At 70.7% G+C, this 23,528-nt stretch carries 21 protein-coding genes; 9 read left to right on the top strand and 12 right to left on the bottom strand.

All coding sequences use genetic code 11. The features are described from left to right. Positions 1-74: 74 nt before the first annotated feature. From ACQPZZ_RS14055 to ACQPZZ_RS14035, 5 genes are all read left to right on the top strand, one after another. A complete protein-coding gene (locus ACQPZZ_RS14055) occupies positions 75-1,139 on the top strand; it encodes an alpha/beta hydrolase (protein WP_432932234.1) in 1,065 nt (354 codons plus the stop codon). Beyond that, entirely contained in the window at positions 1,132-2,322 is a 1,191-nt protein-coding gene (locus ACQPZZ_RS14050; RefSeq protein ID WP_432932232.1) for an acyltransferase family protein, read from the top strand. Before ACQPZZ_RS14055 ends, ACQPZZ_RS14050 begins: the two co-directional genes overlap by 8 nt. 316 nt (positions 2,323-2,638) lie before the next feature. Further along, positions 2,639-4,855 (top strand): spermidine synthase, encoded by a 2,217-nt coding sequence (locus ACQPZZ_RS14045; RefSeq protein WP_432932230.1) that lies wholly within the window; start codon positions 2,639-2,641, stop codon positions 4,853-4,855. Between the two features lie 10 nt (positions 4,856-4,865). Next, on the top strand, positions 4,866-6,629 hold the full coding sequence (locus ACQPZZ_RS14040; RefSeq protein ID WP_432932229.1) for a hypothetical protein: 1,764 nt from the start codon (positions 4,866-4,868) through the stop codon (positions 6,627-6,629). A gap of 2,142 nt (positions 6,630-8,771) precedes the next feature. Beyond that, the gene (locus tag ACQPZZ_RS14035) at positions 8,772-9,083 is read left to right on the top strand and encodes a hypothetical protein (protein ID WP_432932227.1); all 312 of its coding nucleotides are present in this window, start codon (positions 8,772-8,774) and stop codon (positions 9,081-9,083) included. A gap of 280 nt (positions 9,084-9,363) precedes the next feature. Here ACQPZZ_RS14035 and ACQPZZ_RS14030 read toward each other — a convergent pair whose 3' ends face one another. From ACQPZZ_RS14030 to ctaC, 4 genes are all read right to left on the bottom strand, one after another. Continuing rightward, positions 9,364-10,533: an Ig-like domain-containing protein gene (locus ACQPZZ_RS14030; RefSeq protein ID WP_432932225.1), complete on the bottom strand. Its 1,170-nt coding sequence runs from the start codon at positions 10,531-10,533 to the stop codon at positions 9,364-9,366. Positions 10,534-10,674: 141 nt separating this feature from the next. Beyond that, positions 10,675-11,070 (bottom strand): cytochrome c oxidase subunit 4, encoded by a 396-nt coding sequence (locus ACQPZZ_RS14025; protein WP_363637096.1) that lies wholly within the window; start codon positions 11,068-11,070, stop codon positions 10,675-10,677. Then, complete coding sequence (gene ctaD / locus ACQPZZ_RS14020) at positions 11,067-12,731, bottom strand: aa3-type cytochrome oxidase subunit I (protein ID WP_363637098.1); 1,665 nt, start codon at positions 12,729-12,731, stop codon at positions 11,067-11,069. Before ctaD ends, ACQPZZ_RS14025 begins: the two co-directional genes overlap by 4 nt. Continuing rightward, complete coding sequence (ctaC, locus tag ACQPZZ_RS14015) at positions 12,728-13,492, bottom strand: aa3-type cytochrome oxidase subunit II (protein ID WP_432932223.1); 765 nt, start codon at positions 13,490-13,492, stop codon at positions 12,728-12,730. The genes ctaD and ctaC overlap by 4 nt, the downstream gene beginning before the upstream one ends. A 253-nt stretch (positions 13,493-13,745) precedes the next feature. Here ctaC and ACQPZZ_RS14010 point away from each other — a divergent pair, with 253 nt between their 5' ends. Beyond that, a complete protein-coding gene (locus ACQPZZ_RS14010) occupies positions 13,746-14,879 on the top strand; it encodes a cysteine desulfurase family protein (protein WP_432932221.1) in 1,134 nt (377 codons plus the stop codon). After that, positions 14,879-15,220: a sulfurtransferase TusA family protein gene (locus ACQPZZ_RS14005; protein WP_363637104.1), complete on the top strand. Its 342-nt coding sequence runs from the start codon at positions 14,879-14,881 to the stop codon at positions 15,218-15,220. The genes ACQPZZ_RS14010 and ACQPZZ_RS14005 overlap by 1 nt, the downstream gene beginning before the upstream one ends. A 9-nt stretch (positions 15,221-15,229) precedes the next feature. Here ACQPZZ_RS14005 and ACQPZZ_RS14000 read toward each other — a convergent pair whose 3' ends face one another. Beyond that, positions 15,230-16,216 carry a carbohydrate kinase family protein gene (locus ACQPZZ_RS14000; RefSeq protein ID WP_432932219.1) on the bottom strand — a complete coding sequence of 329 codons (987 nt, stop codon included), beginning with the start codon at positions 16,214-16,216 and terminating at the stop codon, positions 15,230-15,232. 214 nt (positions 16,217-16,430) lie between these two features. Beyond that, on the bottom strand, positions 16,431-16,784 hold the full coding sequence (gene erpA, locus ACQPZZ_RS13995) for an iron-sulfur cluster insertion protein ErpA (RefSeq protein ID WP_079313357.1): 354 nt from the start codon (positions 16,782-16,784) through the stop codon (positions 16,431-16,433). A 200-nt stretch (positions 16,785-16,984) separates the two neighbouring features. On the opposite strand from erpA, the gene nadA reads away from it, so the two are divergent. Next, complete coding sequence (gene nadA, locus ACQPZZ_RS13990; protein WP_432932217.1) at positions 16,985-18,139, top strand: quinolinate synthase NadA; 1,155 nt, start codon at positions 16,985-16,987, stop codon at positions 18,137-18,139. A 64-nt stretch (positions 18,140-18,203) separates the two neighbouring features. On the opposite strand, the gene ACQPZZ_RS13985 is transcribed toward nadA, so the two are convergent. Genes ACQPZZ_RS13985 through ACQPZZ_RS13965 form a run of 5 tightly spaced genes read right to left on the bottom strand, consistent with a single transcriptional unit; the run spans position 18,204 to position 21,519 of the window. Next, the gene (locus ACQPZZ_RS13985; protein ID WP_432932215.1) at positions 18,204-18,953 is read right to left on the bottom strand and encodes a maleylpyruvate isomerase family mycothiol-dependent enzyme; all 750 of its coding nucleotides are present in this window, start codon (positions 18,951-18,953) and stop codon (positions 18,204-18,206) included. Positions 18,954-18,970: 17 nt separating this feature from the next. Further along, complete coding sequence (gene pspAB / locus ACQPZZ_RS13980) at positions 18,971-19,519, bottom strand: PspA-associated protein PspAB (RefSeq protein ID WP_432932213.1); 549 nt, start codon at positions 19,517-19,519, stop codon at positions 18,971-18,973. A gap of 31 nt (positions 19,520-19,550) precedes the next feature. Beyond that, positions 19,551-20,441 carry a zinc metalloprotease HtpX gene (gene htpX / locus ACQPZZ_RS13975; RefSeq protein WP_432932212.1) on the bottom strand — a complete coding sequence of 297 codons (891 nt, stop codon included), beginning with the start codon at positions 20,439-20,441 and terminating at the stop codon, positions 19,551-19,553. Then, positions 20,441-20,719, bottom strand: a complete 279-nt coding sequence (gene pspAA / locus ACQPZZ_RS13970) for a PspA-associated protein PspAA (RefSeq protein ID WP_346225732.1) — start codon at positions 20,717-20,719, stop codon at positions 20,441-20,443. Before pspAA ends, htpX begins: the two co-directional genes overlap by 1 nt. After that, positions 20,716-21,519: a PspA/IM30 family protein gene (locus tag ACQPZZ_RS13965; RefSeq protein WP_363637118.1), complete on the bottom strand. Its 804-nt coding sequence runs from the start codon at positions 21,517-21,519 to the stop codon at positions 20,716-20,718. Before ACQPZZ_RS13965 ends, pspAA begins: the two co-directional genes overlap by 4 nt. Positions 21,520-21,666: 147 nt before the next feature. Between ACQPZZ_RS13965 and ACQPZZ_RS13960 the strand changes: the two genes are divergently transcribed. Beyond that, positions 21,667-22,302, top strand: a complete 636-nt coding sequence (locus ACQPZZ_RS13960) for a DUF3043 domain-containing protein (RefSeq protein WP_432932209.1) — start codon at positions 21,667-21,669, stop codon at positions 22,300-22,302. A gap of 105 nt (positions 22,303-22,407) precedes the next feature. Here ACQPZZ_RS13960 and ACQPZZ_RS13955 read toward each other — a convergent pair whose 3' ends face one another. Then, complete coding sequence (locus tag ACQPZZ_RS13955; protein WP_432932207.1) at positions 22,408-23,526, bottom strand: hypothetical protein; 1,119 nt, start codon at positions 23,524-23,526, stop codon at positions 22,408-22,410. Positions 23,527-23,528 lie beyond the last annotated feature (2 nt).

Below are 23,528 nucleotides of genomic sequence, written 5' to 3'. Positions count from 1 at the left end.
TCGACCGGTTGCCGCGGCGAATGTCCCTCGCAGTCCGATGTGCTCGGGACCCGCCACTCGGCAGCGTGAACCGGGTGATCGACACCGCACAGCCGCCGGAGGCCCGCGACCGGCCGGCGCCGCTCCCCCTCCCCCACGGCGGCACGGGCGCACGCCGCGTCCCGCCCGCGCGCCTTCGCCCCGGCCCGATCCGGAGCCGCCTGCGCCGGATGCTGCTCACCGCGCTCTTCGCCGCCGCGCTCGCCGTTCCGGTGACCGGCGCGGCCCGGCCCGAAGCGGTCCCCGCGCCCGCCCCGCCGCCTCTGCCCCCGCTGCGGGCCGCGACCACCGCGAGCCTTGCCGAGCGATACGCCTCCACCCGCCGCGCCGTCGAGGCGGCGGCCTGGACCGCCGCGGCGACCGGCCGGCAATGGCGGGCAGCGATGGTGCGGGCGATGGCGGACCCCGCGCGGCACTTCCTGTCCTTCGACGGACGCGACGGCGGCCGGGCCGTGGAGGTGTTCGGCGACCTGGCCGCCGCCGACCGAATCGCGGTCGTCGTCCCCGGATCGGGCACCGGTCTCGACACGTACGGGCTCCTGCGCGGCGGTTCGATGAGGCTGCAGCGGGCGCTCGGCGAAGGGGGCGCCGTGGTCGCCTGGCTCGGATACCGGACCCCGAGCACCGTGAGCCTCGAGGCGCTGACTCCCGGCCGTGCGGACGAGGCCGTCCCCGCCCTGCGCGCCTTCGTCCGCGACCTTGCCCGGCTCAAGCCCGCCGCCCGCATCAGCCTGTTGTGTCACTCGTACGGCGGCGTGCTGTGCGGCCGCGCCGCGCCCGGGCTGGCCGTCGCGGACATCGTCCTGTACGGCAGCCCCGGCGCGGGCGCGGACGACGCGGCGGCGCTGCGCACCCGGGCCGCCGTGTGGGCCGCCCGTGGCACCGGGGACTGGGTGGGTCACCTGCCGCACGCGACGATGCGCCTGCCTTTCGGCACGATCGGGCTCGGGGAGGACCCCATGTCACCCCGGTTCGGGGCGCGGATCTTCGCCGCGGGCGACGGCGGTCACAGCGACTATCTGAGGGACGGATCCCTCGCGCTGGCGAACATCGCCCTGATCGTCTCCGGACGCACTCCCGCCGGGGTGAGCCGTGATTGACGACGTCGTCAGGCACGCCGACGCGGCGGCACCGGCCCGGCACCACCGCGCCGCAGAGGATCCCCGCGACCCCGCCACAGAGACCCCACGCGGCCCCGCCGCAGAGACATCGCGCGACCGCGCCGTCGACGCCCTTCGCGCCGTAGCCATCCTCGGTGTGGTGCTCGGCCACTGGCTGGTGACCGCCGTGGTCGCCGACGGCGGCGCCCTCCGCGTCACCAGCCCGCTGAAGTATCTGCCGCAGCTCACGCCCGTCTCCTGGCTGCTCCAGACCATGGCGGTCTTCTTCTTCGTCGGCGGCCGGGTGGCCGTGGAGAGTCGCGGCCGTGCCCGGGACCGGGGCGCCGGCCACGGGCGGTGGGCCACCGCCCGGATGGCCCGCCTGTTCCGCCCGGTCGCGCCCCTGCTGGGGGTGTGGATCACGGCCGCGGTGGCGATGCTCGCGTGGGGCGCCGACCCTGGGACCGTGTACGCGCTGGTCAAGCTGGTGTGGTCGCCGATGTGGTTCCTGCTGGTCTTCACGGCGCTGACGGCGGCGACCCCGCTCGCCGCCCGGCTGCATCCGGGGTGGCCGCTCGCCGCCGTCGCGGCCGCCGATCTCGTGCGGTTCGGCCTGGGCGGCCCGTCCTGGATCGGCTGGATCAACCTGGGGACAGGCTGGCTGGTGCCGTACTGTCTGGGCGCCCGCTGGGCGTCCGGGCGGCTGGACGGCCGGATGACCGGCTGGGCCCTGCTGCTCGGCGGGGCGGCCGCCACCGCGGCCCTCGTCCTGTGGGCCGGCTATCCGGCGTCCATGGTCGGGGTGCCGGGCGCCCCGGTCTCCAACCAGGCCCCGCCCACACTGGCGGCCGTCACGTTCGGGCTGGCGCAGTGCGGAGCGGCCCTCGTGCTGTCCGGGCCGCTGCGGCGGCTCCTGCGCCGCCCCGCCGCCTGGGCGCTCGTGGCGGCGGCCAACCTCACCGCGATGACGATTTTCCTGTGGCACCAGACCGCGATGATCGCCGTCACGGCGACGGCCCTGCGGCTCGCGGACCGGGCGCTGCCCGGCCTGCACACCACCCCCACCGATCCCGGGTGGGTGGCCGCCCGCCTGGCGTGGCTGCCGATGTTCGCGATGGCCTTGACGGGGTGCCTGGCGGCCTTCCATCGCCGCGAAAGGCACGCCGTACGCCCCGAGGGATGAAGAGCGGTCAGGGGCGCAGGCGGCCGTGCTTGAGCCGGGGATCGATGCGCCGGCTCTGGACGCCGGTGGTGACGGGGTCGGGCGTCAAATATTGATCAAGCCCCATGTCGCCAGGTGTTGCGGGGCCGCTGATACGAGGACCGATCTGGTGAGCTTGTGAGCCACGGCGGAGGAGTGCTGGGCGTACAGGCGCGCGTTTCGCGCCCGCCCGTGCATCGTCTTGTCCGCGCATTCCGCCCAGCGGATCTCGGATGACCCGATGTGGGTGGTCCAGGTCTGCCCGCCCAGGGATCACGTCGCTTCCGGAGGGTTTGCTATGGGCGTCGCGCTGGAGGCCGCTCCGTATGTGGACACCGGGAAGGTGGACCACCCGCCGTCCGCATCGCGGGTGGCGTCCGCGCCTTTCCTGCTGCTGGTCGCGGTGGGCGCCGGGCTGTCGGCGGTGTCCGTGCCCATGCTGGCCACGATGGTGTTTCCCGGTTTCGGCGCCGCACCGATGGTGTGGTGTACGTGTCTCCTGTTCGTGCAGGCCATGCTCTGCGTGGGCTGTTGTTGTGCACACGTCGCGCATCGGCTGCTCGGTGTGCGCGCCCAGGTGTGCGTCCTGGCGGCGGCACTGATCATTTCCACGGTGACGCTGCCCTTCGCCGTACCGGCGTGGTCGGAGCCGCGGGGACCCGCACCGGTGCTCTGGCTGCTCCTTGTCCTGACCGCGGTCGCCGGTGCCCCGCTGTCGGCCGTCGGCATGGCCGGGTCGCTTGTCGTCGGCTGGCACTGCGGGACGGGCGGCGGGACCGGCCCGGGCGGGGGCGTGCGCCTGTGTGTCGCCGGTGCCACCGGTGGCATGCTGGCGCTGATGGCGTATCCGTTCGTCATCGAACCCATGGCGGAGCCGGTCGGCCAGGCGGGATGGTGGAGCGCCGGTTACGCAGTTTTCGCCGTTCTGACGCTCGTGTGTGGGTGGATCGCCGGATTCCGCATTCCCGGATGCCGGCTTTCACCGACTGCACCGAGTGCGCGGCGGGTGTCATCGGAGCGGCGGGCACGCCGGCTTTTCCTGGCGTTCGTGCCCTCGGCCCTTGTGCCGGCCGCCACCGGCGGTGTCCAGGCGGGGTCCGCGCCGGCCTTCACGGCGGGCTTGGTCCTGTTCGCGGCCGGGATGGCCGCCATGGCCGCCTCGATCCCGATCAGCAGGGCGCGTGTAGTGGAGCGGTGCCTGACGGCGGCGGCCGTCTGCTCGATGGTGTTGCCGTGGACGATGTATGTGGCGGGGTGGCGTGCGCCGTTCGCTGCCCTTCCGCTGACCGTGGCCGTGGTGGGCCTCAGCGGTCTGGTGTGTTATGCACTACTGGCTGGTGATCTGCGCGACTCCTCCCACCTCAGTGAATTCCTGCTGGTCGTCTCGCTGGGAGGCGCACTCGGTGCGGCGTTCAGCGTGGTGGCCGGGCCGATGGTCTTCGGCTGCGACGCCGCGCTGCCCGTCGCCGTCACCGCCCTGGCGATCCTGCCTCTGCTCGGCGACCGGCGGGCGGACACCGGCGTACCCGTGCGGTGGCCGGGGGGCACGGCGCTGGTCAAAGCGGTGGTGATGGGCGGGCCACTGGTCGCCGTGGGGGTCTACCTCACCCTCGGCGAGGCATGGCTCGTCGTCGTGGTCATGATGGGATGCCTGCCGTGGTGCGTTCTGGCGGTCCGGCGCCCGCAGGTGATGGCGACGGGCGCCGCGCTGACCACAGCCGTCCTGCTGTGGTACCAGATCCCGGATGACGCCGTACGGGAAAGAACCCTGTTCGGCGCCTACCAGGTCCATCCCGACAACGGGTGGCGGGTGCTGTCCGATGGCACGACATTGCACGGCTACCAGTACCCCTCGGGTCCGCAGCGCACGACGCCCGTGTCGTACTACGGCCGGCCCGGGCCCCTGGGAGACCTGTTCACCGCCTACGGAGACCACAGCGCCCGCCTCGCCGTCGTGGGTCTGGGCACGGGCGTGGTCGCCGCGTACGGCCGCCCGGGACAGCGCATGGACTTCTATGAAGCCGACCCGGCGCAGGTGGACATCGCCACCGAGCGTTTCACTTACCTGACCGACAGTTCCGCCGCGATCACGTTGATCGGCGGGGATCCGCGACGCCGGCTCGCGCAGAGGCCCGCCGGCGCCTACGGCATGGTCGTCGTGGACGCGTTCACCACCGCCACTCCGCCCCTTCACCTGCTGACACGGCAGGCGCTCGAGACCTTCGCCCGCGCGCTGAAGCCCGGCGGCGTGCTGGCCTTCCACCTCACCAACCCGCACGTGGATCTCGTGCCCTCGCTGGTGGCCACCGCCCGTGCGGCCGGCCTGACCACGCTCGTCGGGTACGGCCAGGCCGACGCCGGCCGTGTCTACCAGGCCTCGGCATGGGTGGCCGCCGCCCGTGGCGCGGCCGATCTGACCGCGCTCGCCGCCGGGACCGGACGCTGGCAGGCGCCTGCCACCGACGGGTCCGTACGGACCGACGCCCACCCCGGACTGTTCACCTCGTCCCGATAGGCCTCACCCGATGCGTACAGACGAAATCACCTCCGCGACGCGCGCGTCCGACCGGCGTGACCAGGACACGGGCCCGGGCCCGGGCACGGTCACACGGGTGCCGAACCGGGTGTGGTCAGCGCTGATGCTCGCAGGCTGGGCCGGTCAGGTCGCCATCCGGGTGTGGAGCACCTGGCGCCAGGCGATGCCCAGCCTCACCCCCGACGAGACCGGCTACCTGATCGGTGCCCGCGTCCTGGCGGGGGGAACGAGTGCCGACCTGTCGGGGAACGGGCTCTACCGGGCGGGCTACTCGCTGCTCATCTCCCCCGTCTACTGGCTCACCGACGACCCGCACCTGGTCTACCGGCTGGTCGTCCTGCTCAACTGCCTCATCAGCTCGGCCGTCTTTCCTTTGGCCTATGCCTTGTCGCGCCGCCTGTCGCTGCCGCGCGCGGCGGCCGGCGCCCTCGCCTTCGCCTGTGCGCTGCTTCCCGCCGTGGTGTACTACGTCCAGTTCGCGATGGCCGACGCCGTCCTGCCGGTCGTCGTCCTCGGATGGCTGCTGCTGACGCACCGCTGGATCAGCGACGGGCGGCTGCGATACGGCATCGCGGCCGGCGCCCTGGCGTCGTACGCCTACGCGGTCCACTCCCGCGGGACCGTCATCCTGCTGGTCCACGCCGGGCTGCTCGGCGTCGTCCTGCTGCGCCGTGGAGCCACCAGGCGCGATGTAGCCGTCGCCGCCCAGGTCATGGCCACCACGGCGGCCCTGGCCTGGGCGATCAATCACTGGCTCCAGTCGCGGGTGTATCCCGGTGGGATCCTGTCGATGTCGGATTACCTCGTCGACCGGCTCACCAGCGTCGACGGGCTCGTCTGGACGTTGTCCCTGACCGCCGGCCAAGTCTGGTACCTGATCACCGCCACCTGGGGGCTGGCCGGTCTCGGCCTGCTCGCCCTCACCTCAACGGTGATCAGCCGCACGGCACCGCCGGCGATACGGACGATGGCCGCGATCGTGCTCGCCGTCGTGCTCGGCGTCGCGCTGGGCAGTTCGGCCGCGCTGCCGGACGAGCACAGCGTCAACAACTTCTTCTACGGCCGCTATCTCGCCTGCGTGGCACCGGTGCTGTTCGCCATCGGGGCCGCCGTTCTCCACCTGCGCCGCACCAGGCTGCCGCGGGCGTTCGCCGCCACCGCCGCGGGCGCGATGCTGTGCGGAGGCATCGCCTCGCTGTACGCCGGGGAGCGCCTCACCGCCTACCCGTACCTGAAGTTCAACTTCCCGGAGATATCCGCCCTGACCAGGCAGTGGTCCTCCCTGCACGTGGGACAGGCCACGGCCGGCGCGATCCTGCTGCTGGCTCTGGTCATCGCGATCACGGCAACAACAGGCCGGGAAAGCACGATCCTCACCGCGACCGCCCTCGCTTTCCTCAATTTCGCCGCCGTCATCGTCGTCACACTGAATATCTCCTGGCCCATGGCGGCGAGTACTCGCGCCGCCGCCGACCTGACCGACGCGGGAATATCCAGTGACGACAGGATCGCGATCGACCGAAATGGTGTCAATTTCCGAATCTGGATGCTCCATGCATTTCAGGCACCCTGGCACCCGATCACACCAATGCGTCCCACCGATCCCACATCACTCCCCTCCGAAACCACCCTGGTCATCGTGCCCAGAAGCCCGGGCACCTCCGAAAGGTCGAGCTGGCCGGCCGCCCCGGCCGCCTGGCATCCGGTGCTGGCACGCGACAGTTGGGTCGCCTGGCGCCCCGCTTCAAGGTGAAGGGCAGGCCGGCGGCCGGACACCTGACCGGCCCGGGATGGAAATAACGGGAATTGGCAGCAGGGCGATGGGCAATAGTCCGATTTGATCGACCCGTCGCGACACAACACAGCTTTTCTGGCCAATCCTATTTTGCCCAAGCACGACCTGTGCCGCCAATTCCCCTCCCTTCTTTCCGGGTACGCATGCACTACTTCCTGACATGCGTGAGACCAAAAGTCCGATTGGCCGTTTTTCTTGAGGGAAACGAGCGTGACTCGCGTGAACAAGCTGGCTACCTTCGCCAGCCGATACCCATGGGCCTTGGGCGTGGCGACGGTGCTGGTCAGCGGCCTCGCCCTGGCATCGATGCACCGTTCGTCCGGCAACTCCGGCCATGCGGCGGCCGGCCTCACGACTACCGGCTTCTCTGGCCGCTGGTCCCTCTGCGCGTCCCACCCGAGCGACTGCGAGTTGCGGATCCGCCAGGGAGGACCGAGAGGTCGCCACAAGGATCCGCGCGGCAGCCGGACCGGCGGAAGGACCAAGCTGCCCAAGAATGCCCTCGGCGATTCCCATCGACTCGAGCACACCCAGCGCGGGCATCGCAACGAGGGGACCTCGCGACGCCGCCAGGCCGATCGGCGAATCCCAGTACTCGACCTGAGGACCGAGGGGAGAAAAGAGACCAGGGTAATCGCGCCGAAGCGCTGGTTCCCGGACTTCATCAACTCCTCGGGCCCCTTCTGGTACTTCACCCCGGGTGGGCCAGGCTTCGTCACGCCCGGCCTCGCGGGAACAACCGGCAGCCCGCGACCTATCGGACCAGCTGGCGCTACCGGCATACCCTGGCTCCCCCGACCTGTAGACCCAGCGGACCCGCCCGGAACAGCAGGACTGGCGGGCGACCTCGGGCCGGCCGGCGCCACCGGGCCGACCGGGCCCACCGGGCCGACCGGGCCCGCCGGACCAGCAGGCACAACGGGGCCGGCCGGACCGACAGGGGACACCGGACCCACCGGACCCGCCGGACCAGCAGGCACAACGGGGCCGGCCGGACCGACAGGGGACACCGGACCCATCGGACCCACAGGCGCAACCGGAGCCACCGGACCAACCGGACCGACAGGACCCACCGGCGCAACCGGAGCCACCGGACCAACCGGACCGACCGGACCCACAGGCGCAACCGGAGCCACCGGACCGACAGGACCCACCGGCGCAACCGGAGCCACCGGACCAACCGGACCGACAGGACCCACGGGACCGACGGGCGACACCGGACCCACCGGAGCCACCGGCGCGACAGGACCCACCGGATCCACCGGGCAGACCGGCGCGACGGGCGCGACGGGCGACACCGGACCCATCGGACCAACCGGACCAACCGGAGCCACCGGACCACCCGGACCAACCGGACCAACCGGATCCACCGGACCAACCGGACCCACGGGACCGACGGGCGAGACCGGACCCACCGGACCAACCGGAGCCACCGGCGCGACCGGAGCCACTGGAGCCACCGGACCAACCGGACCCACCGGGCCGACCGGAGCCACGGGCGACACCGGACCAACGGGAGCCACCGGACCAACCGGACCAACGGGAGCCACCGGAGCCACGGGCGACACCGGACCAACCGGACCCACCGGACCAACCGGACCCACCGGGCCGACCGGAGCCACGGGCGACACCGGACCGACCGGGCCGACCGGACCCACCGGACCCACCGGCGCGACCGGCGCCACCGGACCAACCGGGCCGACCGGACCGACGGGAGCCACCGGACCAACCGGACCAACCGGGCCGACCGGACCAACCGGACCAACCGGACCGACGGGAGCCACCGGACCCACGGGAGCCACCGGAGCCACCGGAGCCACTGGAGCCACCGGACCAACCGGACCAACCGGGCCGACCGGACCCACGGGAGCCACCGGACCAACCGGACCCACCGGACCCACCGGACCCACCGGACCCACCGGACCCACGGGAGCCACCGGAGCCACGGGAGCCACCGGAGCCACCGGACCGACAGGACCAACCGGGCCGACCGGACCCACGGGAGCCACCGGAGCCACCGGAGCCACCGGACCGACAGGACCAACCGGACCAACCGGACCAACAGGCCCCACTGGGCCGACAGGGCCTACTGGACCGGCGGTGAGCAATGGCACGGTGGTCAACGACACCACCGAGTTCATCGGGCTCGTGCAACCCGGCGGGGTGCTGATGATCCGTGATCCTCGGACGGCGCCGCCATGGCACAATCTGACAACGCTGACCGGTTATCCTGCGGGCGTGGTCGACGTGTCCCTGTCCAGCCAGAACACCGTGGTTTATGTGACGGTCAACACGTCCACCGGTGGCGTATTTCAGACCACCTGTACGGTTCAGCCCACTCCGGGCACCAGTGGCAACCCCGCCTGGCCGGGCAACTGCACCGCGTTCGTCAACGTCACTCCACCGCTGTAGACCCGAGCGCGACAGTGAGCCCTTCGGCCTGTGCGGCACAAGCGCAGGTCGGCGGGATAGTCGTGGTTCCCATTCCTGTCCCCGCCGGAGCGAGTCGATCCTCCGGTGGGGACAGCGGCCCGCTCAGGGCCAAGCAGCGGTCGCGGCGCACACCGGCCCATACGAGGTCATGATTGTGGTGACTGAACAGCGGAGTTGGGCCGGGCGGCGTGCTTGTTCGCCGCCCGGCCTGCATCCGGTGGTCAGAGGCCCGCCGTACGCCCTGAAGGATGACGGGCGATCAGAGGGCGTCGGAGGGGGCGGCGCGCAGGCGGCTGTGCTTGAGCCAGACCGGCCAGGAGTCCTGCCAGTAGCTCCAGCCATTGGTCGCCTCCAGCCGGCGTGGCGTGCCCTCGACGATGATCGGGTCACCGATCAGGGTGTTGTTCTTGAACCACTTGGCGTTCTCCGGGCTGACGTTCACGCAGCCGTGGCTGACGTTCGAGTTGCCCTGGTCGCCGACGGACCACGGGGCGCCGTGGACGTACTCGCCGGTGTTGGAGATGCGGACGCTGTTGTACACGGTCGTCTCGTAGTAGCCGGCCTGCCCCGGCGAGGCGTCCGGCGAGGTCATGACCGTGACGTCCTCCCTGGACATCGCCACGTGGATGCCGCTGGTGGTGTGGTGGCGGAGCACGTCGCCCATACCCGCGCTGATCGGCATGTTCTTGATCTGCTTGCCGTCCCGCTCGATCTTCATGTGGTGGGTCTGGGTGTTGGCCACGCTGATCTGCGAGCGGCCGATCTCGAAGTCCCGGACGTAGTCCTGCTTGCCGTACATGCCCTCGCCGCCCCTGGTTCCGGCCAGGCGTGCGGTGACGCGGACCTTCGTGTACGTCGGCCAGTACTTCTCGGGGCGGAAGACCACGTTCTTGTCGTCGAGCCAGTGCCAGGCGCCCTCGATGGGCTTGGACGCCTGCAGGATCAGGTTGCGCTCGACGGACACGCGGTCGGTGATCGGCTTGTCGAAGGTGATGATGATCGGCATGCCGACGCCGACCGTCAGGCCGGTGTCCTGTTTGTTGGGCAGCAGGGTGGAGATGCCGAAGGTCTTGGCGGCCTGTTTCGTCGCGAAGCGGACGGTCCTGGTGGCCGAGCCACCGGAGCCCGCGGCCGTCGCCTCGACGCTGTAGGCCGTTCCCGGGGCCATCGGGCGCTCGCTGCGCCACTGCGTGCGGTCGGGACTGAACACCCCCGCCACGGGCCGTCCGGCGGCCTTTACGGCCACATGAGTCAGCTTGCCGTTCGCCGTGCCGATCAGGATCGGAAGCTCGGGCGGCAGATCGGCGGCGCCGTCGAGCGGGCTGATGCTGATGGCCGTTCCGGACCCGCGATCGTCGTCCCGCCCACCTGACGTGGAACACCCGGCAACCACCACGAGAAGGGCCAGCGCCCCCGCACCAGCACGCACGTTCGTCCCCCTAGCGTCGCTTTCCGGGGGTTATTCCCAGGTGACGTACCGTTCGGGCAGCCTGGGGACCGCGTGGCGGCAAAGAACGCGGACGGCCGGTCGGCGAGATCGCCGACCGGCCGTCCGACGGGGTTCACGTGATCAGTGCGAGAAGTTGCCCCGGTAGTACTGGAACACGAACCCGATCATGCTCATGACCGTGCAGAACAGGCCGATGAAGAACAGCCACCAGCCGACCGCGAAGCCGAAGAAGGTCAGCGCGGCCGACAGGCACACGAACAACGGCCACCAGCTGTGCGGGCTGTAGAAGCCGATCTCGCCCGCGCCGTCGCTGATCTCGGCCTCCTTGTTGTCCTCCGGCTGGTCGCCGATGCGACGCGCGGTGAACAGCAGGTAGTAACCGATCATGAAGGCCAGGCCGACGGAGATCGCCATGGCCGTGGTGCCGGTCGGCTCCTTGGACCAGAACCAGTAGACCACGTCCGCGGCGGCGAAGAAGATGCCGCAGAGCAGGAACATCCATCCCTGGATCTTCATCGGGACTCCTCCACCAGCTCAGGCTTGGCGGTGATGTGCGGGTACTTGAGGTCGAACGCCGGGCGCTCGGACCGGATGCGCGGCAGCGACAGGAAGTTGTGCCGCGGCGGCGGGCAGGAGGTCGCCCACTCGAGCGAGCCGCCGAAGCCCCACGGGTCGTCCACGGTGACCTTGGGCGCCTTCCGCCACGTCACCCAGACGTTGTAGAAGAACGGCAGCGTGGACAGGCCCAGCAGGAGCGCGCCGGCCGAGGAGACCATGTTCAGGTCGGTGAAACCGTCGGTCGCCGAGTAGTCGGCGTAACGCCGGGGGAAGCCGATGACGCCCAGCCAGTGCTGCACCAGGAAGGTCAGGTGGAAGCCGAAGAACAGCAGCCAGAAGTGAAGCTTGCCGATCTTGTCGTTGAGCATCTTGCCGGTGAACTTCGGCCACCAGAAGTAGAACCCGGCGAACATCGCGAACACCACGGTGCCGAAGACCACGTAGTGGAAGTGGGCCACGACGAAGTAGGTGTCGCTGATGTGGAAGTCCAGCGGGGGCGACGCCAGGATGACGCCGGTGAGACCACCGAACAGGAAGGTCACCAGGAAGCCCACCGCGAACAGCATCGGCGACTCGAACGACAGATGACCCCGCCACATCGTGCCGATCCAGTTGAAGAACTTCACACCGGTCGGCACCGCGATCAGGAATGTCATGAACGAGAAGAACGGCAGTAGCACCTGTCCGGTGACGAACATGTGGTGCGCCCAGACGGTGACCGACAGGCCCGCGATGGCGATGGTCGCGCCGACCAGGCCGACGTACCCGAAGATCGGCTTACGGCTGAAGACCGGAAGGATCTCGGTGATGATGCCGAAGAACGGCAGCGCGATGATGTAGACCTCGGGGTGCCCGAAGAACCAGAACAGGTGCTGCCACAGCATCGCCCCGCCCGTGGGCGAGTCGAAGATGTGCGCGCCCAGCTTGCGGTCGGCCTCCAGGGCGAGCAGCGCGGCCGCCAGCACCGGGAAGGCCAGCAGCACCAGGATGCTGGTCAGCAGGATGTTCCAGGTGAAGATCGGCATCCGGAACATCGTCATGCCGGGGGCGCGCATGGTGAGGATCGTGGTGATGAAGTTCACCGCGCCGAGGATCGTGCCGAGGCCGGACAGGGCCAGGCCCATGACCCACAGGTCGCTGCCGAGGCCGGGCGAGGTGACCGCGTTCGACAGCGGCGCGTACGCGGTCCAGCCGAACGACGCGGACCCGTTCGGGGTGAAGAAGCCGGAGACGGCGATCGTGCTGCCGAACAGGTAGAGCCAGTAGCTCACCATGTTCAGCCGGGGGAACGCCACGTCGGGGGCGCCAATCTGCAGCGGCATCAGCTCGTTGGCGAAGCCGGCGAACAGCGGCGTCGCGAACATGAGCAGCATGATCGTGCCGTGCATCGTGAACAGCTGGTTGAACTGCTCGTTGGACACGACCTGCAGCCCCGGCTGCGCGAGCTCGGCCCGCATCACCAGCGCCATGAGGCCGCCGATGAGGAAGAACACGAACGACGTGATCAGGTAAAGGTGCCCGATCACCTTGTGGTCGGTCGAGGACAGCCACTTGGCGATGACCGTCCCCTTGCGGTACGGCCGTACGGAGACGCCGACCGGTTCCTGGATGGCGGTCACTGCGCACTCCCCGCCTGGCTCTTGATGTACTGGTCGAACTCGGCCTGCGGGACGAGCTTCACGGAGAACAGCATCTTGCTGTGGTCGGTGCCGCAGAGCTCGGCGCATCGGCCGATGAAGACGCCCGTCTTGTCAAGCGTCGTGATCTGGAAGTGGTTGTGCACGTTGCCCGGGAAGACGTCCTGCTTGAACAGGAACGCCGGCACCCAGAACGAGTGGATGACGTCGGGCGAGTGCAGGTCGAACTGCACCTGGGTGTTGACCGGGAGCACGAGCTGCGGGCCCTGCGGGTTCTCCGCGCTCTGCTTGCTGAGGTCCACCGGCACGCCCGCGACCACGGCCTTCTGGCCCTGGTATTCGGTCGTGAAGCGCCAGCTCCACTGGTAACCCTCGACGGCGACCTTGACCGGGGCGGCCTTGGTGATCCGCGTGATCTCGGTCTCGTCACGGGCCGTGAAGTAGAAGAAGACCGCCACCATGATGACCGGGACCACCGTGTAAAGGATCTCGATCGGCAGGTTGTAGCGCACCTGCGGAGGCAGCTGATCGGGGCTGTTCTTCTTCTTGCGATGGAAGATGCACGCCCAAAGGATCAGTCCCCAGACGACCACACCGGTGGCGAGAGCCGCGATCCAGCTCCCGTTCCAGAGCGTCTGAACGATGCCGGCCTGCTTGGTGACACCTTCCGGCATGCCCCCACGGGACCACTGATCGATCGCCTGGTTGCTACACGCCGTCCCGGACGCCACCAGCAGCGCCACGGCGGCGGCTCCGGGCAACCGGCGGCGTGCCCACGGTCGCCGTGTCGTACGGCGGGTCGGACTCACGGATCGCCTACCCCACAGATGAAGCCCAAGGGTTCCTCCCTTGGGCGGTTTTTCCAATTGACCCTTGGGTGAGACCGGCGCCAACGTTCTGGCCGGTCTGCCCTTTACTTGGTTGAGTTCACGCTGGGGGACACATTAGCGCGGACCGGCGCCGCCCCTCTGAGCAGCCCCCGTTAATGTCCTAACTGTGGCCTACCTCGACGCGGCTTCGACCGAGCCTCTCCATCCCGCGGCCCGTGACGCCTTGCTGGCGGCGATCGACGCAGGTTGGGCCGATCCCGCCCGCCTGTACGGCACGGCGCGCCGCGCCCAGATGTTACTGGAGCGCGCGAGGGCGGAGGTAGCCGAACTGATCGGCGCCCGGCCCGACGAGGTGTCGTTCACCACGTCGGGAACGCAGGCCGTCCACCTGGGGGTGCTCGGGACGCTGGCCGGCCGCCGCAGGGCGGGGACGCGCCTGGTGGCGGGCGCCGTCGAACACTCCAGCGTCCTGCACGCGGGCGCCCTCCACGAGCGCGCGGGCGGCGAGGTGGAACTCGTGGGCGTGAGCCGTACGGGCCGGGTGGACGCCGACGCGTTCGCCGGGGCCGTGGCGCGGCCCGGCACGGCCCTGGCATGCCTGCAGACGGCCAACCACGAAGTGGGGACCCTCCAGCCGGTCGAGGAGGCGGCGCGGGCCTGCCGGGAGGCGGGCGTGCCGCTGCTGGTCGACGCCGCTCAGTCGGCGGGCCGGCTGCCGGTCCCCGAGGGCTGGTCGGTGCTCACCGCCAGTGCCCACAAATGGGGCGGCCCGGCCGGGGTGGGCGTGCTGGCGGTGCGCAAGGGCGTGCGCTGGCGCTCGCCCCTGCCCGAGGACGAGCGGGAGCGGCGGCGCGTGCCGGGGTTCGAGAACGTGCCCGCGATCGTGGCCGCCGCCGCGGCGCTGCGCGCCCGGGCCGAAGAGGCGGAGGCCGAGGGGCGACGGCTGTCGGCCCTGGTCGACCGGATCCGCGCCGAGGTCCCCCGCCTGGTGCCCGACGTGGAGGTCGTCGGCGACCCCGCCCTGCGGTTGCCGCACATCGTGACGTTCTCCTGCCTGTACGTCGAGGGCGAGGCGCTGCTGACGGAGCTCGACAAGTCCGGTTTCGCCGTCTCATCCGGCAGCTCCTGCACGGCGAGTACGCTTCGTCCATCGCACGTTCTGGAGGCAATGGGCGTGCTTACGCATGGGAACGTGCGGGTATCGCTGCCCCGTGGCGCGTCCGAGGACGACATCGATCGCTTCCTCGCGGTGCTCCCGGACATCGTGCGGCGGATCCGGTCGAGCTTGGGGGTGCACTGATGTGGCGCAGACGGACGGGCGGCGGCGCCAGGCGCTCATCGGAGACGGCTCGGGAAACGGCCCGGGAGGCGGCGCAGGACGGGCCCGCCGAGCCTGTACGGCCGGCTGAGCAGCCCGCGCTGACGATCGACGCTCTGGGCCGCAAGTGCCCGATCCCGATCATCATGCTGGCCGAGCGGATCAACCAGGTGGCGACGGGCGGCGTCGTGGCCGTGCTGGCCGACGACCCCGCCGCGTTCACCGACGTTCCGGCCTGGTGCCGGTTGAAGTCACACGAGCACGTGGGGAGCTACGAGCTGCCGCAGGGCGGCTGGTCCATCCACGTGCGCCGCAACTACTGAGAGCCTGTCTCAGGCGTGGTGGCAGCGGGCGTGCGCGCCCACCTCGTCGGCCGCCTCGGAGCCGTACGCCGCCGCGAACCGCTCCAGGAAGACCCGCTGGCTCAGCTCGTACTCCTGGCAGCCGACCCGCTCCAGCACGTGGGTGGCGGTGAGGTTGCCGATCTGGCCGCAGCGCTCCAGGGACAGTCCCCACGCGAGGCCGGCGAGGAACCCGGCACGGAAGGCGTCCCCGACGCCGGTCGGGTCGGCCTTGCCCAGCTCGGGCGCCGGCGGGATGTGCAGCGGCGGCTCGCCCTTGCGGTCGATCCTGGCGCCCTTGGGGCCGAGGGTGGTCACCCGGACGCCGACCCGGTCGAGGATCTCCTCGTCCGACCAGCCGGTCTTCTGCCCGATGAGCCCCAGCTCGTAGTCGTTGCTGAACAGGTACGCCGCGCCCTCGACCAGCTGGCGGATCTCCTCGCCGGGCATGCGGGCGAGCTGCTGCGACGGGTCGGCGGCGAACGGGATGCCCCGCTGGCGCGCCTCGTCGGTGTGCCGCAGCATGGCGGCCGGGTCGTTGGGGCTGATCAGGACCAGGTCGAGCCCGCCGAAACGCCCGGCGACCGGGCCCAGCTCGATCTCCCTCGCCTCGGCCATCGCACCGGTGTAGAACGAGGCGATCTGGTTGTGGTCCTCGTCCGTCGTGCACAGGAACCGCGCGGTGTGGTGCAGTTCGGAGATGTGAACCGAGTCGCAGTCGACGCCGTGGCGCTCCAGCCAGGAGCGGTAGTCGGCGAAGTCGGTGCCGACGGCGCCGACGAGGATCGGGGCGAGCCCGAGGCAGCCCATTCCGAAGGCGATGTTGGCCGCGCATCCGCCACGGCGGATCTGCAGATCGTCGACGAGGAACGACAACGACACCCGGTCGAGTTGCTCGGCGATGAGCTGGTCGCCGAAGCGGCCGGGGAACGTCATCAGGTGGTCGGTGGCGATGGAGCCGGTGACGGCGATGCGCACGGGGTCATTCTCCTCGTTGTCAGCATCAGGGAGACGGGGGCAGGGATGGTGGTGATCCCGCCGAACCTACTGAGCGTACCGTCTCGGAACATGACGACGCCCCGCACGAAAGAATCCGTGCGGGGCGCTGCGTGCACGTCGCGCCGGGGGCGGTCCGGGCGTCGCCGGACGCGCGCTCGCCGTCGATCGCGGCGCTCGGCAGTTGCGCCGTTCGTCAGTTGAACGAGTCGCCGCAGGCGCACGATCCCGTCGCGTTGGGGTTGTCGATGGTGAAGCCCTGCTTCTCGATGGTGTCCACGAAGTCGACCGTGGCCCCGATGAGGTACGGCGCGCTCATCCGGTCGGTGACGACGTTCACGCCGCCGAAGGTGGAGACCACGTCGCCGTCCATCGACCGGTCGTCGAAGAAGAGCTGATAACGCAGGCCGGAACAGCCACCCGGCTGGACGGCCACCCGAAGCTGCAGCCCTTCCTCGCCCTGCTGCTCGAGCAGGCTCTTGACCTTGGCGGCGGCCGCGTCAGTCAGGATCAGGCCCTGCTGCGTGGTCTCGCTGCTCTCAACCGTCATGTGCTGACTCCCGCGTCTGCGCCAACCGCCCATCGGGGCGGTCGATTGGTTCTGACGTCCTACCTAGACGCTACCAACACCCGTGCAGCCCTACACATTCCATGTCCCGTTCCCCACCGGCAACCTCGCGACGAACCACGCGGCGCGTTGTGTAATGATTAGTCGTCAGTTAGACGATAAGTCCCCGAGGGGGTGTGGTCGTGACGATCACCGAGACCGGCCTTCCGCTCTTCATCCTCGGCCAGGGCACCGACCCGCACAGCGAACGCGGCGTCGACTGCCCGGGCGAGCTGCCTCCCGCGTCCGACCCGACCCTCGTGGAGCGCGCCCGCGCGGCCAAGGAGCGGCTGGGCGACCGGCTGTTCGTGCTCGGTCACCACTACCAGCGCGACGAGGTCATCCAGTTCGCCGACGTGACCGGCGACTCGTTCAAGCTGGCCCGCGAGGCCGCCGCCCGGCCCGAGGCCGAGTACATCGTGTTCTGCGGCGTCCACTTCATGGCCGAGTCGGCCGACATTCTGACCAGTGACACACAGAAGGTGGTGCTCCCCGACCTGGCCGCCGGCTGCTCGATGGCCGACATGGCGACGTTCACCCAGGTCGAGGACTGCTGGGACGCCCTGGAGGACGCCGGCATCGCCGACCGGGTGGTGCCGATCACCTACATGAACTCCAGCGCGGACATCAAGGCGTTCTGCGGACGGCACGGCGGCGCCGTGTGCACCTCCTCCAACGCCCGGCGCGCCCTCGACTGGGCCTTCGAACAGGGCGAGAAGGTCCTGTTCCTGCCCGACCAGCACCTGGGCCGCAACACCGCGGTGCTGGAGATGGGGCTGTCGCTCGACGACTGCGTGGTCTACAACCCGCACCGCCCGAACGGCGGCCTCACCCGCGAACAGCTCGAGAACGCGAAGATGATCCTGTGGAAGGGCCACTGCTCGGTCCACGGGCGTTTCTCCGCCGCGTGCGTGGACGAGGTGCGGGCCCGTATCCCCGGGGTGAACGTGCTCGTGCACCCCGAGTGCCGCCACGAGGTGGTGACCAAGGCGGACTTCGTCGGCTCGACCGAGTACATCATCAAGAAGCTCGACGAGGCCCCGGCCGGGTCCGCCTGGGCCGTCGGCACCGAGCTCAACCTGGTGCGCCGGCTGGCGAACCGGTTCTCCGACAAAACCATCACGTTCCTCGACAAGACCGTGTGCTACTGCTCGACGATGAACCGCATCGACCTGCCGCACCTGGTCTGGGCCCTGGAGTCGCTGGCCGGCGGCGAGGTCGTCAACCAGATCACGGTGGACGCGGACACCACCCACTGGGCCAAGGTCGCCCTCGACCGCATGCTCGCCCTGCCGTGACGCCCGGGCGGGCGGCCACCCGGCTCGATCCGGGTGGCCGCCCGGCGGGCCGGGTGTGATCGGCTCAGGTGATCCGGGCGCGCTCGCGCCAGAACCGCAGCAGTTCGTCGTCGCCCCGGACCGCGTCGGGCTCGCGCCGGTTCCACAGCGTCAGCATGAGGTCCCCGGCCGTCGGCGCGCTCACGGTGACGTCGGCCGGGCCTTCGGACCTCTCGTAGGTGAATCCCGTGTGGGTCAGCCGGACGAGCCAGGCCCGGCCCGTGCCGGTCCGCCAGGCGATCGCCTCCCCGTCGCTTCTCAGCTCGGCGACGAGCGGCTGCCATCGAACGTACGGGAGCACGTCGAAGAACTCCTCCACGCCGTCGGCCGCGACGTCCTCGTCGATCCGGGGGGCGATGCCGAGGGCGATCTCGGCGTCCGCGCGGTGGACGACGGTCTCGTGGAGCTGACGCCGGGACCAGAACCGGGCGTGCCGGTCCCCCGCCCATCCCCACATCTCGGTGTCCGGGTCGCGTCCCTTCAACGCGTCCGTGAGCAGGACGCCTCCCGCCTCCAGCCAGCCGGCGGCCTCGGCGAAGTCCTCGGGAAAGCCGTGGTCCATGGCCTCGCGGTCGTACCGGCGCGGCGCGGCGTCGCGCACCATCGCGGCCGCCCACCGGTGGATGGCCCCCGTGTGCTCGACCAGGGCGCGCAGATCCCAGCCGGGACAGGTCGGGACGGGGATGGTCGCGTCCCGGCCCCTTACGGCCTCGGCCATGCGGGCGATCTCCGCGGCCGCCGCCTCGGTGTGCCGCAGGTGGGTCCACTCGGTCATGAAGGCTCCTGGGACGGTCAGAGGCCGGGGGCGCCCCAGACGGGGAACCAGCTCGCCAGCTCGGGTTCGATCTTCAGCTCGCGCTCCAGGACACCGCGGACCTGCAGTTCCAGCGCGTTGTCGCGGCGCGGTTCGCCGGTGGGGGCGAAGGGGTAGAACGTGCCGCGCTTGTAGAGGTACACGATCGCCAGCTTCCGGTGCGAGGGATCGGCGAAGGTGACGAGCGAGCACAGCAGCGACGGGCCGAACCCGGCCGACTCCAGTGACGAGTTGGCGGCGTGCAGGTCGGTCACGAGCCCGGCCACGTCCGGGTTGCGCACCTGCAGCCAGGTGTAGCCGTAGGAGTCCCGGGAGACCTCGACCCTGCCCATCAGGGCCTCGATGTCCTGTTCCAGCCGGGCGAAGGCGCCGCCCTCGGCGGCGCGGAAGCACACCGAGCCGGTGCCCGCCGGGGCGAAGCCGGTGGCCGCCTGCAGCGTGACGGCGGCGGACGGCAGGGCGAACAGCGCGTCCAGGTCGGGCCTGGCGGGTTTGGAACGGCCGAGCAGGGCGTCGAACCAGCCCATCAGCGTGTCCCCGGCATCAGCGGCGCCCTCATCAGCGCCCCAGCGCCGCGGAGATCCTGGACAGCTGCTCCAGCCTGCGCTCCAGCGGCGGGTGGGTCGACAGCAGCGAGGCGACGCTCTGGCCCGACAGGGCGGGCGCGAAGAAGAACGCGTTGAACGGCTGGGCCTCCCGCAGGTCCCTGGTCGGGATCCTGCCGATGTCACCGCTGATCTTGACCAGGGCGCTGGCCAGGGCGCTCGGCTGCTGCGTCAGCAGTGCGCCCGCGCGGTCGGCGGCCAGTTCGCGGTAGCGCGACAGTGCCCGCGTCAGCAGGAAGCTGACGGCGTAGACCAGGCCGGAGACCGCGAAGATGATCAGCCCGATCGGGGGGCCGTTGTCGTTCCTCCGGCCGCCCAGACCGGTGTAGAGCGCGAAGCGCGTCATCAGGCCGGCCACGACCCCCAGGAACGAGGCGATCGTCATCACCGCCACGTCCCGGTGGGCCACGTGGGACATCTCGTGGGCCAGCACCCCTTCGAGCTCCCGCGCGTCGAGCCTGCGCAGAATGCCGGTGGTCACGCAGACCACCGAGTTCTTCTGGTTGCGGCCGGTGGCGAACGCGTTCGGCATGTCCGAGTCGGCGATCGCCACCCGCGGCTTCGGCATCCCCGCCATCGCGCTCAGCCGGTCGATGATCCCGTGCAGCTCGGGGGCCTCCTGCGGCGAGACCTCCCGTCCGTGCATCGCGAACAGCGCGATCTTGTCGGACAGGAAGTACTGCGCCAGCAGGAGGACCCCGGCGATCACGAGCACCGTGACCGCCCGCACACCCGCCGCGACCAGGACGGCCACGAACGCGACATAGAGCAGCCCGAGCAGGAACATCGTCACGGTCATCCGGACGCTGAGGCCGCGATCAGGGGCGAACCGCGTGGAGGCCATCAGCCAGGGATGAGCCCGGTGTCCCCGAGCATCTCCCGCACTTCCTCGATCGAGGCGTCGGCCGGCGGCAGGATCAGCTCGGACGGCTCGAGCGAGTCGTCCGGAAGAGCCTTGCCGACGTGACGCACCTTGTCGAGGAGCGCGTGCAGCTTCGTGCGGAAGTCGTTCTCGTCGCCCGACTCGATCGCGGCTTCCAGCTCGCTGTCGAGCTCGTTGAGGACGTCGATGTCGGCGGCGCCGATCTCGACCTGTCCCTCACCCATGATTCTGACGATCACAGTCCCTCCCCCGGCTGGCGCAGCTGCTGCGTGTGCTGCGGGCTGGACGGCGCGGCCTGGCCCTGCTGCTGGCCGGGCTCGATCGCGCTCCTGGGCGCCGGGCCCTGGCCGAGCTCGGCCTTCATCTTGGCGAGCTCCAGCTCGATGTCCGAGCCGGCGCCCATGCGGTCGAGCTCCGCCTGGATGTCGTCGCGCTGCCCGGTGAAGTCGTCCAGGGCGCCGCTGGCCAGCAGCTCGTCGATGGCGCCCGCGCGCGCCTGCATCTGCGCGGTCTTGTCCTCGGCCCGCTGGATGGCCAGGCCGACGTCGCCCATCTCCTCCGAGATGCCGGAGAACGCCTCGTTGATCCGCGTCTGGGCCTCGGCCGCCGTGTAGGTGGCCTTGATGGTCTCCTTCTTCGTACGGAAGGAGTCGACCTTGGCCTGGAGCCGCTGGCTGGCGAGGGTGAGCTTCTCCTCCTCGCCCTGCAGGTTGCTGTACTGGATCCGCAGGTCGGCGATCTGGGCGTTGAGGCCGTTGCGGCGGGTCAGCGCCTCGCGGGCCAGATCCTCGCGCCCGGCCGACAGGGCCTGCCTGCTCTGGTTCTCCAGCTTCGTGGCCTGCCCTTCGAGCTGGTTGATCTGCAGCTCCACCCGCTTGCGGCTGGTGGCCACGTCGGCCACGCCCCGGCGGACCTTCTGCAGCAGCTCAAGCTGGCGCTGATAAGAGTAGTCCAGCGTCTCCCGCGGATCCTCCATCTTGTCCAGGGCCTTGTTGGCCTTGGACTTGAAGATCATGGAAAGTCTCTTCATCACGCTCATGCGCGTCGGCCGTCCCCTTCTCCAAGGTTGTGCGTGGGTGATCCCAGCCGTCTCAAGCCCCTTGTCAGGCGGCGTAACCGCCTGGGTTCACCCTACGCATAACGCGCGAGGGCGTCACTAAGTTGCACTCCCGGTAGGCTGGGCGACGTGTTCCGACGTCGCACTCAGACCTCAGCGGAGGACTCCCCCGTCCCTGTAGAGGATCCTAAGCCCCAAGGCACCCCGGGGAAGGGCCGTCCCACCCCGAAGCGGCGCGAGGCGCAGGGCCGCCGCCGCTCCCCGGTGACCGCCCCGGCCAACCGCAAGGAGGCCTACCGCCAGGCGCGCGAGCGCGACAAGGCGCTGCGCGCCAAGCAGCGCGAGGCCATGCTGCGCGGCGACGAGCGGGCGCTCCCCGCGCGCGACCGCGGCCCCGTGCGCAAGTTCGCGCGCGACTGGGTGGACTCCCGGCGGCTGCCGGGGCAGTACTTCCTGCCCGTCGTGTTCGTCATCATGCTGTTGTCGATGGTGCCGTTCCCGATTCCGGTCCGCTCGGCCGTCATGCTGGCCTACACGCTGTCGCTGCCGATCGTGATGGTGCTCGTGCTGGCCAGCTCGTTCTACGTGGCGGCGAAGGTCAAGAAGGACGCGGCGGCGAGATTCCCGGGCGAGGACCTCAAGGGCATCGGCTTCTACGCGGCGATGCGCTCGTCCCAGATGCGCCGCCTGCGCTTCCCCAAGCCCACGGTCCTGCCCGGCGGCATCCCGGTCGCGCTCAAGGACACGGCCGGCGCGAAGAGGTGACCCTCACGGCCGGCACGGCCTGACCGCGGGGGTCTCCGGAGCTCTCCGACGGTCCTCACCCCCGGCACGGGTGATCGTGGCAGGCGTCCGCCGACGGCTCCGCCGTCACGCCTCGATCCACTCCAGCGCGCCGTTCCTGGTCCTGGGGACGAGGCCGTCGAGGGGCGCCCCGGAGACGAGCGTGTCCGCCGTGGCCTTGAGCAGCGCGTAGTACGACGACCAGCCGGCCTCCTCGTCCGGCAGGTCCCGCACGTCGCCGCGGGTCGGATCGGCCACGAGATACCCGTCGCCCCCGTCGTACGCGAAGGGCAGGCCCGGACCCGTCACGCAGGACGTCCGCCACAGGACGACCATGTCGCGGGCACTTGCGAGGACCTGCCGCGGAGGGAACCGGAAGGCCCCGGGCCCGCGGGCGCCGTCGTGGCGCAGCAGCGAGGCCCGCAGCGAGTCGGGGATGGGCATCCCCAGCCGCGCCTCGGCCCTCGCCAGCAGCCGCTTGCTCGCCGGCCCGTTCAGCGAGGCGTACGTTTCTGGCGCATGTGCCTTGAGCCATCTCTCGATGCGCCGCCACTGCCGGTTCACCGCGGTCGTCACGCGGCGCGAGATCGGCCGTACGACGGGAGTCGTCGATGCCTTCCGGACCTCGCACGCGGGATCGGCGGACGGCGCGGAGTCCGGCGCCATCCCGCACCCGGCCGCCGGACACGACCGGCCGTGCCGGCCGGAAACCACCGCATTCCCCGCCACCGCGTCCCCCGCCACCGGGCAACCGGCCGCGAGGCAGGGCCCTGCGGAATCTCCCACGTACACCGTCCAGCCGAACGACGCCTCGGGCGCCGGGCCGAACACGGAGTCGTCCAGCATCTGCGCGCCGATGGCCAGCAGGCCGAGCGCCGCGGCCGCCACCACCCAGCGGCGCGGCACGATCCCGCGCGGCCGCTCGCCCCTGGGAAGCCCGGCGAGGAGACGAGCGATCGGCGCGCCGCCCTCCGGCCGGTCGTACCTCTCGAGGTCTTCCGCCGTGGGCCACCCGAGCACGGGCTCGGGGCCGCGCCCGGCCGGCTCCGGCACGGTCTCCTGCCGCTGGTCCGCGCGCGAAGCGGACGGCACCGGCACGGCGACGCGGCGCCGGCGAACCGCGATGACCAGCCCGGCGGCGACACCGGCGGCCAGCGCGACGACCAGGGCCAGTCGTACAGGGCGAGAGATGATCAACCGGCGCACGC

It is taken from the genome of Microbispora sp. CA-135349 (assembly GCF_050947365.1).
In the GTDB taxonomy this organism is placed as follows: Bacteria; Actinomycetota; Actinomycetes; order Streptosporangiales; family Streptosporangiaceae; genus Microbispora.
Note: the sequence above shows the minus strand (reverse complement) of the source record. Positions and strands in the feature narration are given on the sequence as shown.

Bases quoted from the DNA above. Each gene is read 5' to 3' on its own strand.
- ACQPZZ_RS14045 (WP_432932230.1), top strand. From the start codon at position 2,639: ATGGGCGTCGCGCTGGAGGCCGCTCCGTATGTGGACACCGGGAAGGTG.
- ACQPZZ_RS14040 (WP_432932229.1), top strand. From the start codon at position 4,866: ATGCGTACAGACGAAATCACCTCCGCGACGCGCGCGTCCGACCGGCGT.
- ACQPZZ_RS14025 (WP_363637096.1), bottom strand. From the start codon at position 11,070: ATGAAGATCCAGGGATGGATGTTCCTGCTCTGCGGCATCTTCTTCGCC.
- ACQPZZ_RS14005 (WP_363637104.1), top strand. From the start codon at position 14,879: ATGTGGCGCAGACGGACGGGCGGCGGCGCCAGGCGCTCATCGGAGACG.
- erpA (WP_079313357.1), bottom strand. From the start codon at position 16,784: ATGACGGTTGAGAGCAGCGAGACCACGCAGCAGGGCCTGATCCTGACT.
- ACQPZZ_RS13985 (WP_432932215.1), bottom strand. From the start codon at position 18,953: ATGACCGAGTGGACCCACCTGCGGCACACCGAGGCGGCGGCCGCGGAG.
- pspAB (WP_432932213.1), bottom strand. From the start codon at position 19,519: ATGGGCTGGTTCGACGCCCTGCTCGGCCGTTCCAAACCCGCCAGGCCC.
- htpX (WP_432932212.1), bottom strand. From the start codon at position 20,441: ATGGCCTCCACGCGGTTCGCCCCTGATCGCGGCCTCAGCGTCCGGATG.
- ACQPZZ_RS13965 (WP_363637118.1), bottom strand. From the start codon at position 21,519: ATGAGCGTGATGAAGAGACTTTCCATGATCTTCAAGTCCAAGGCCAAC.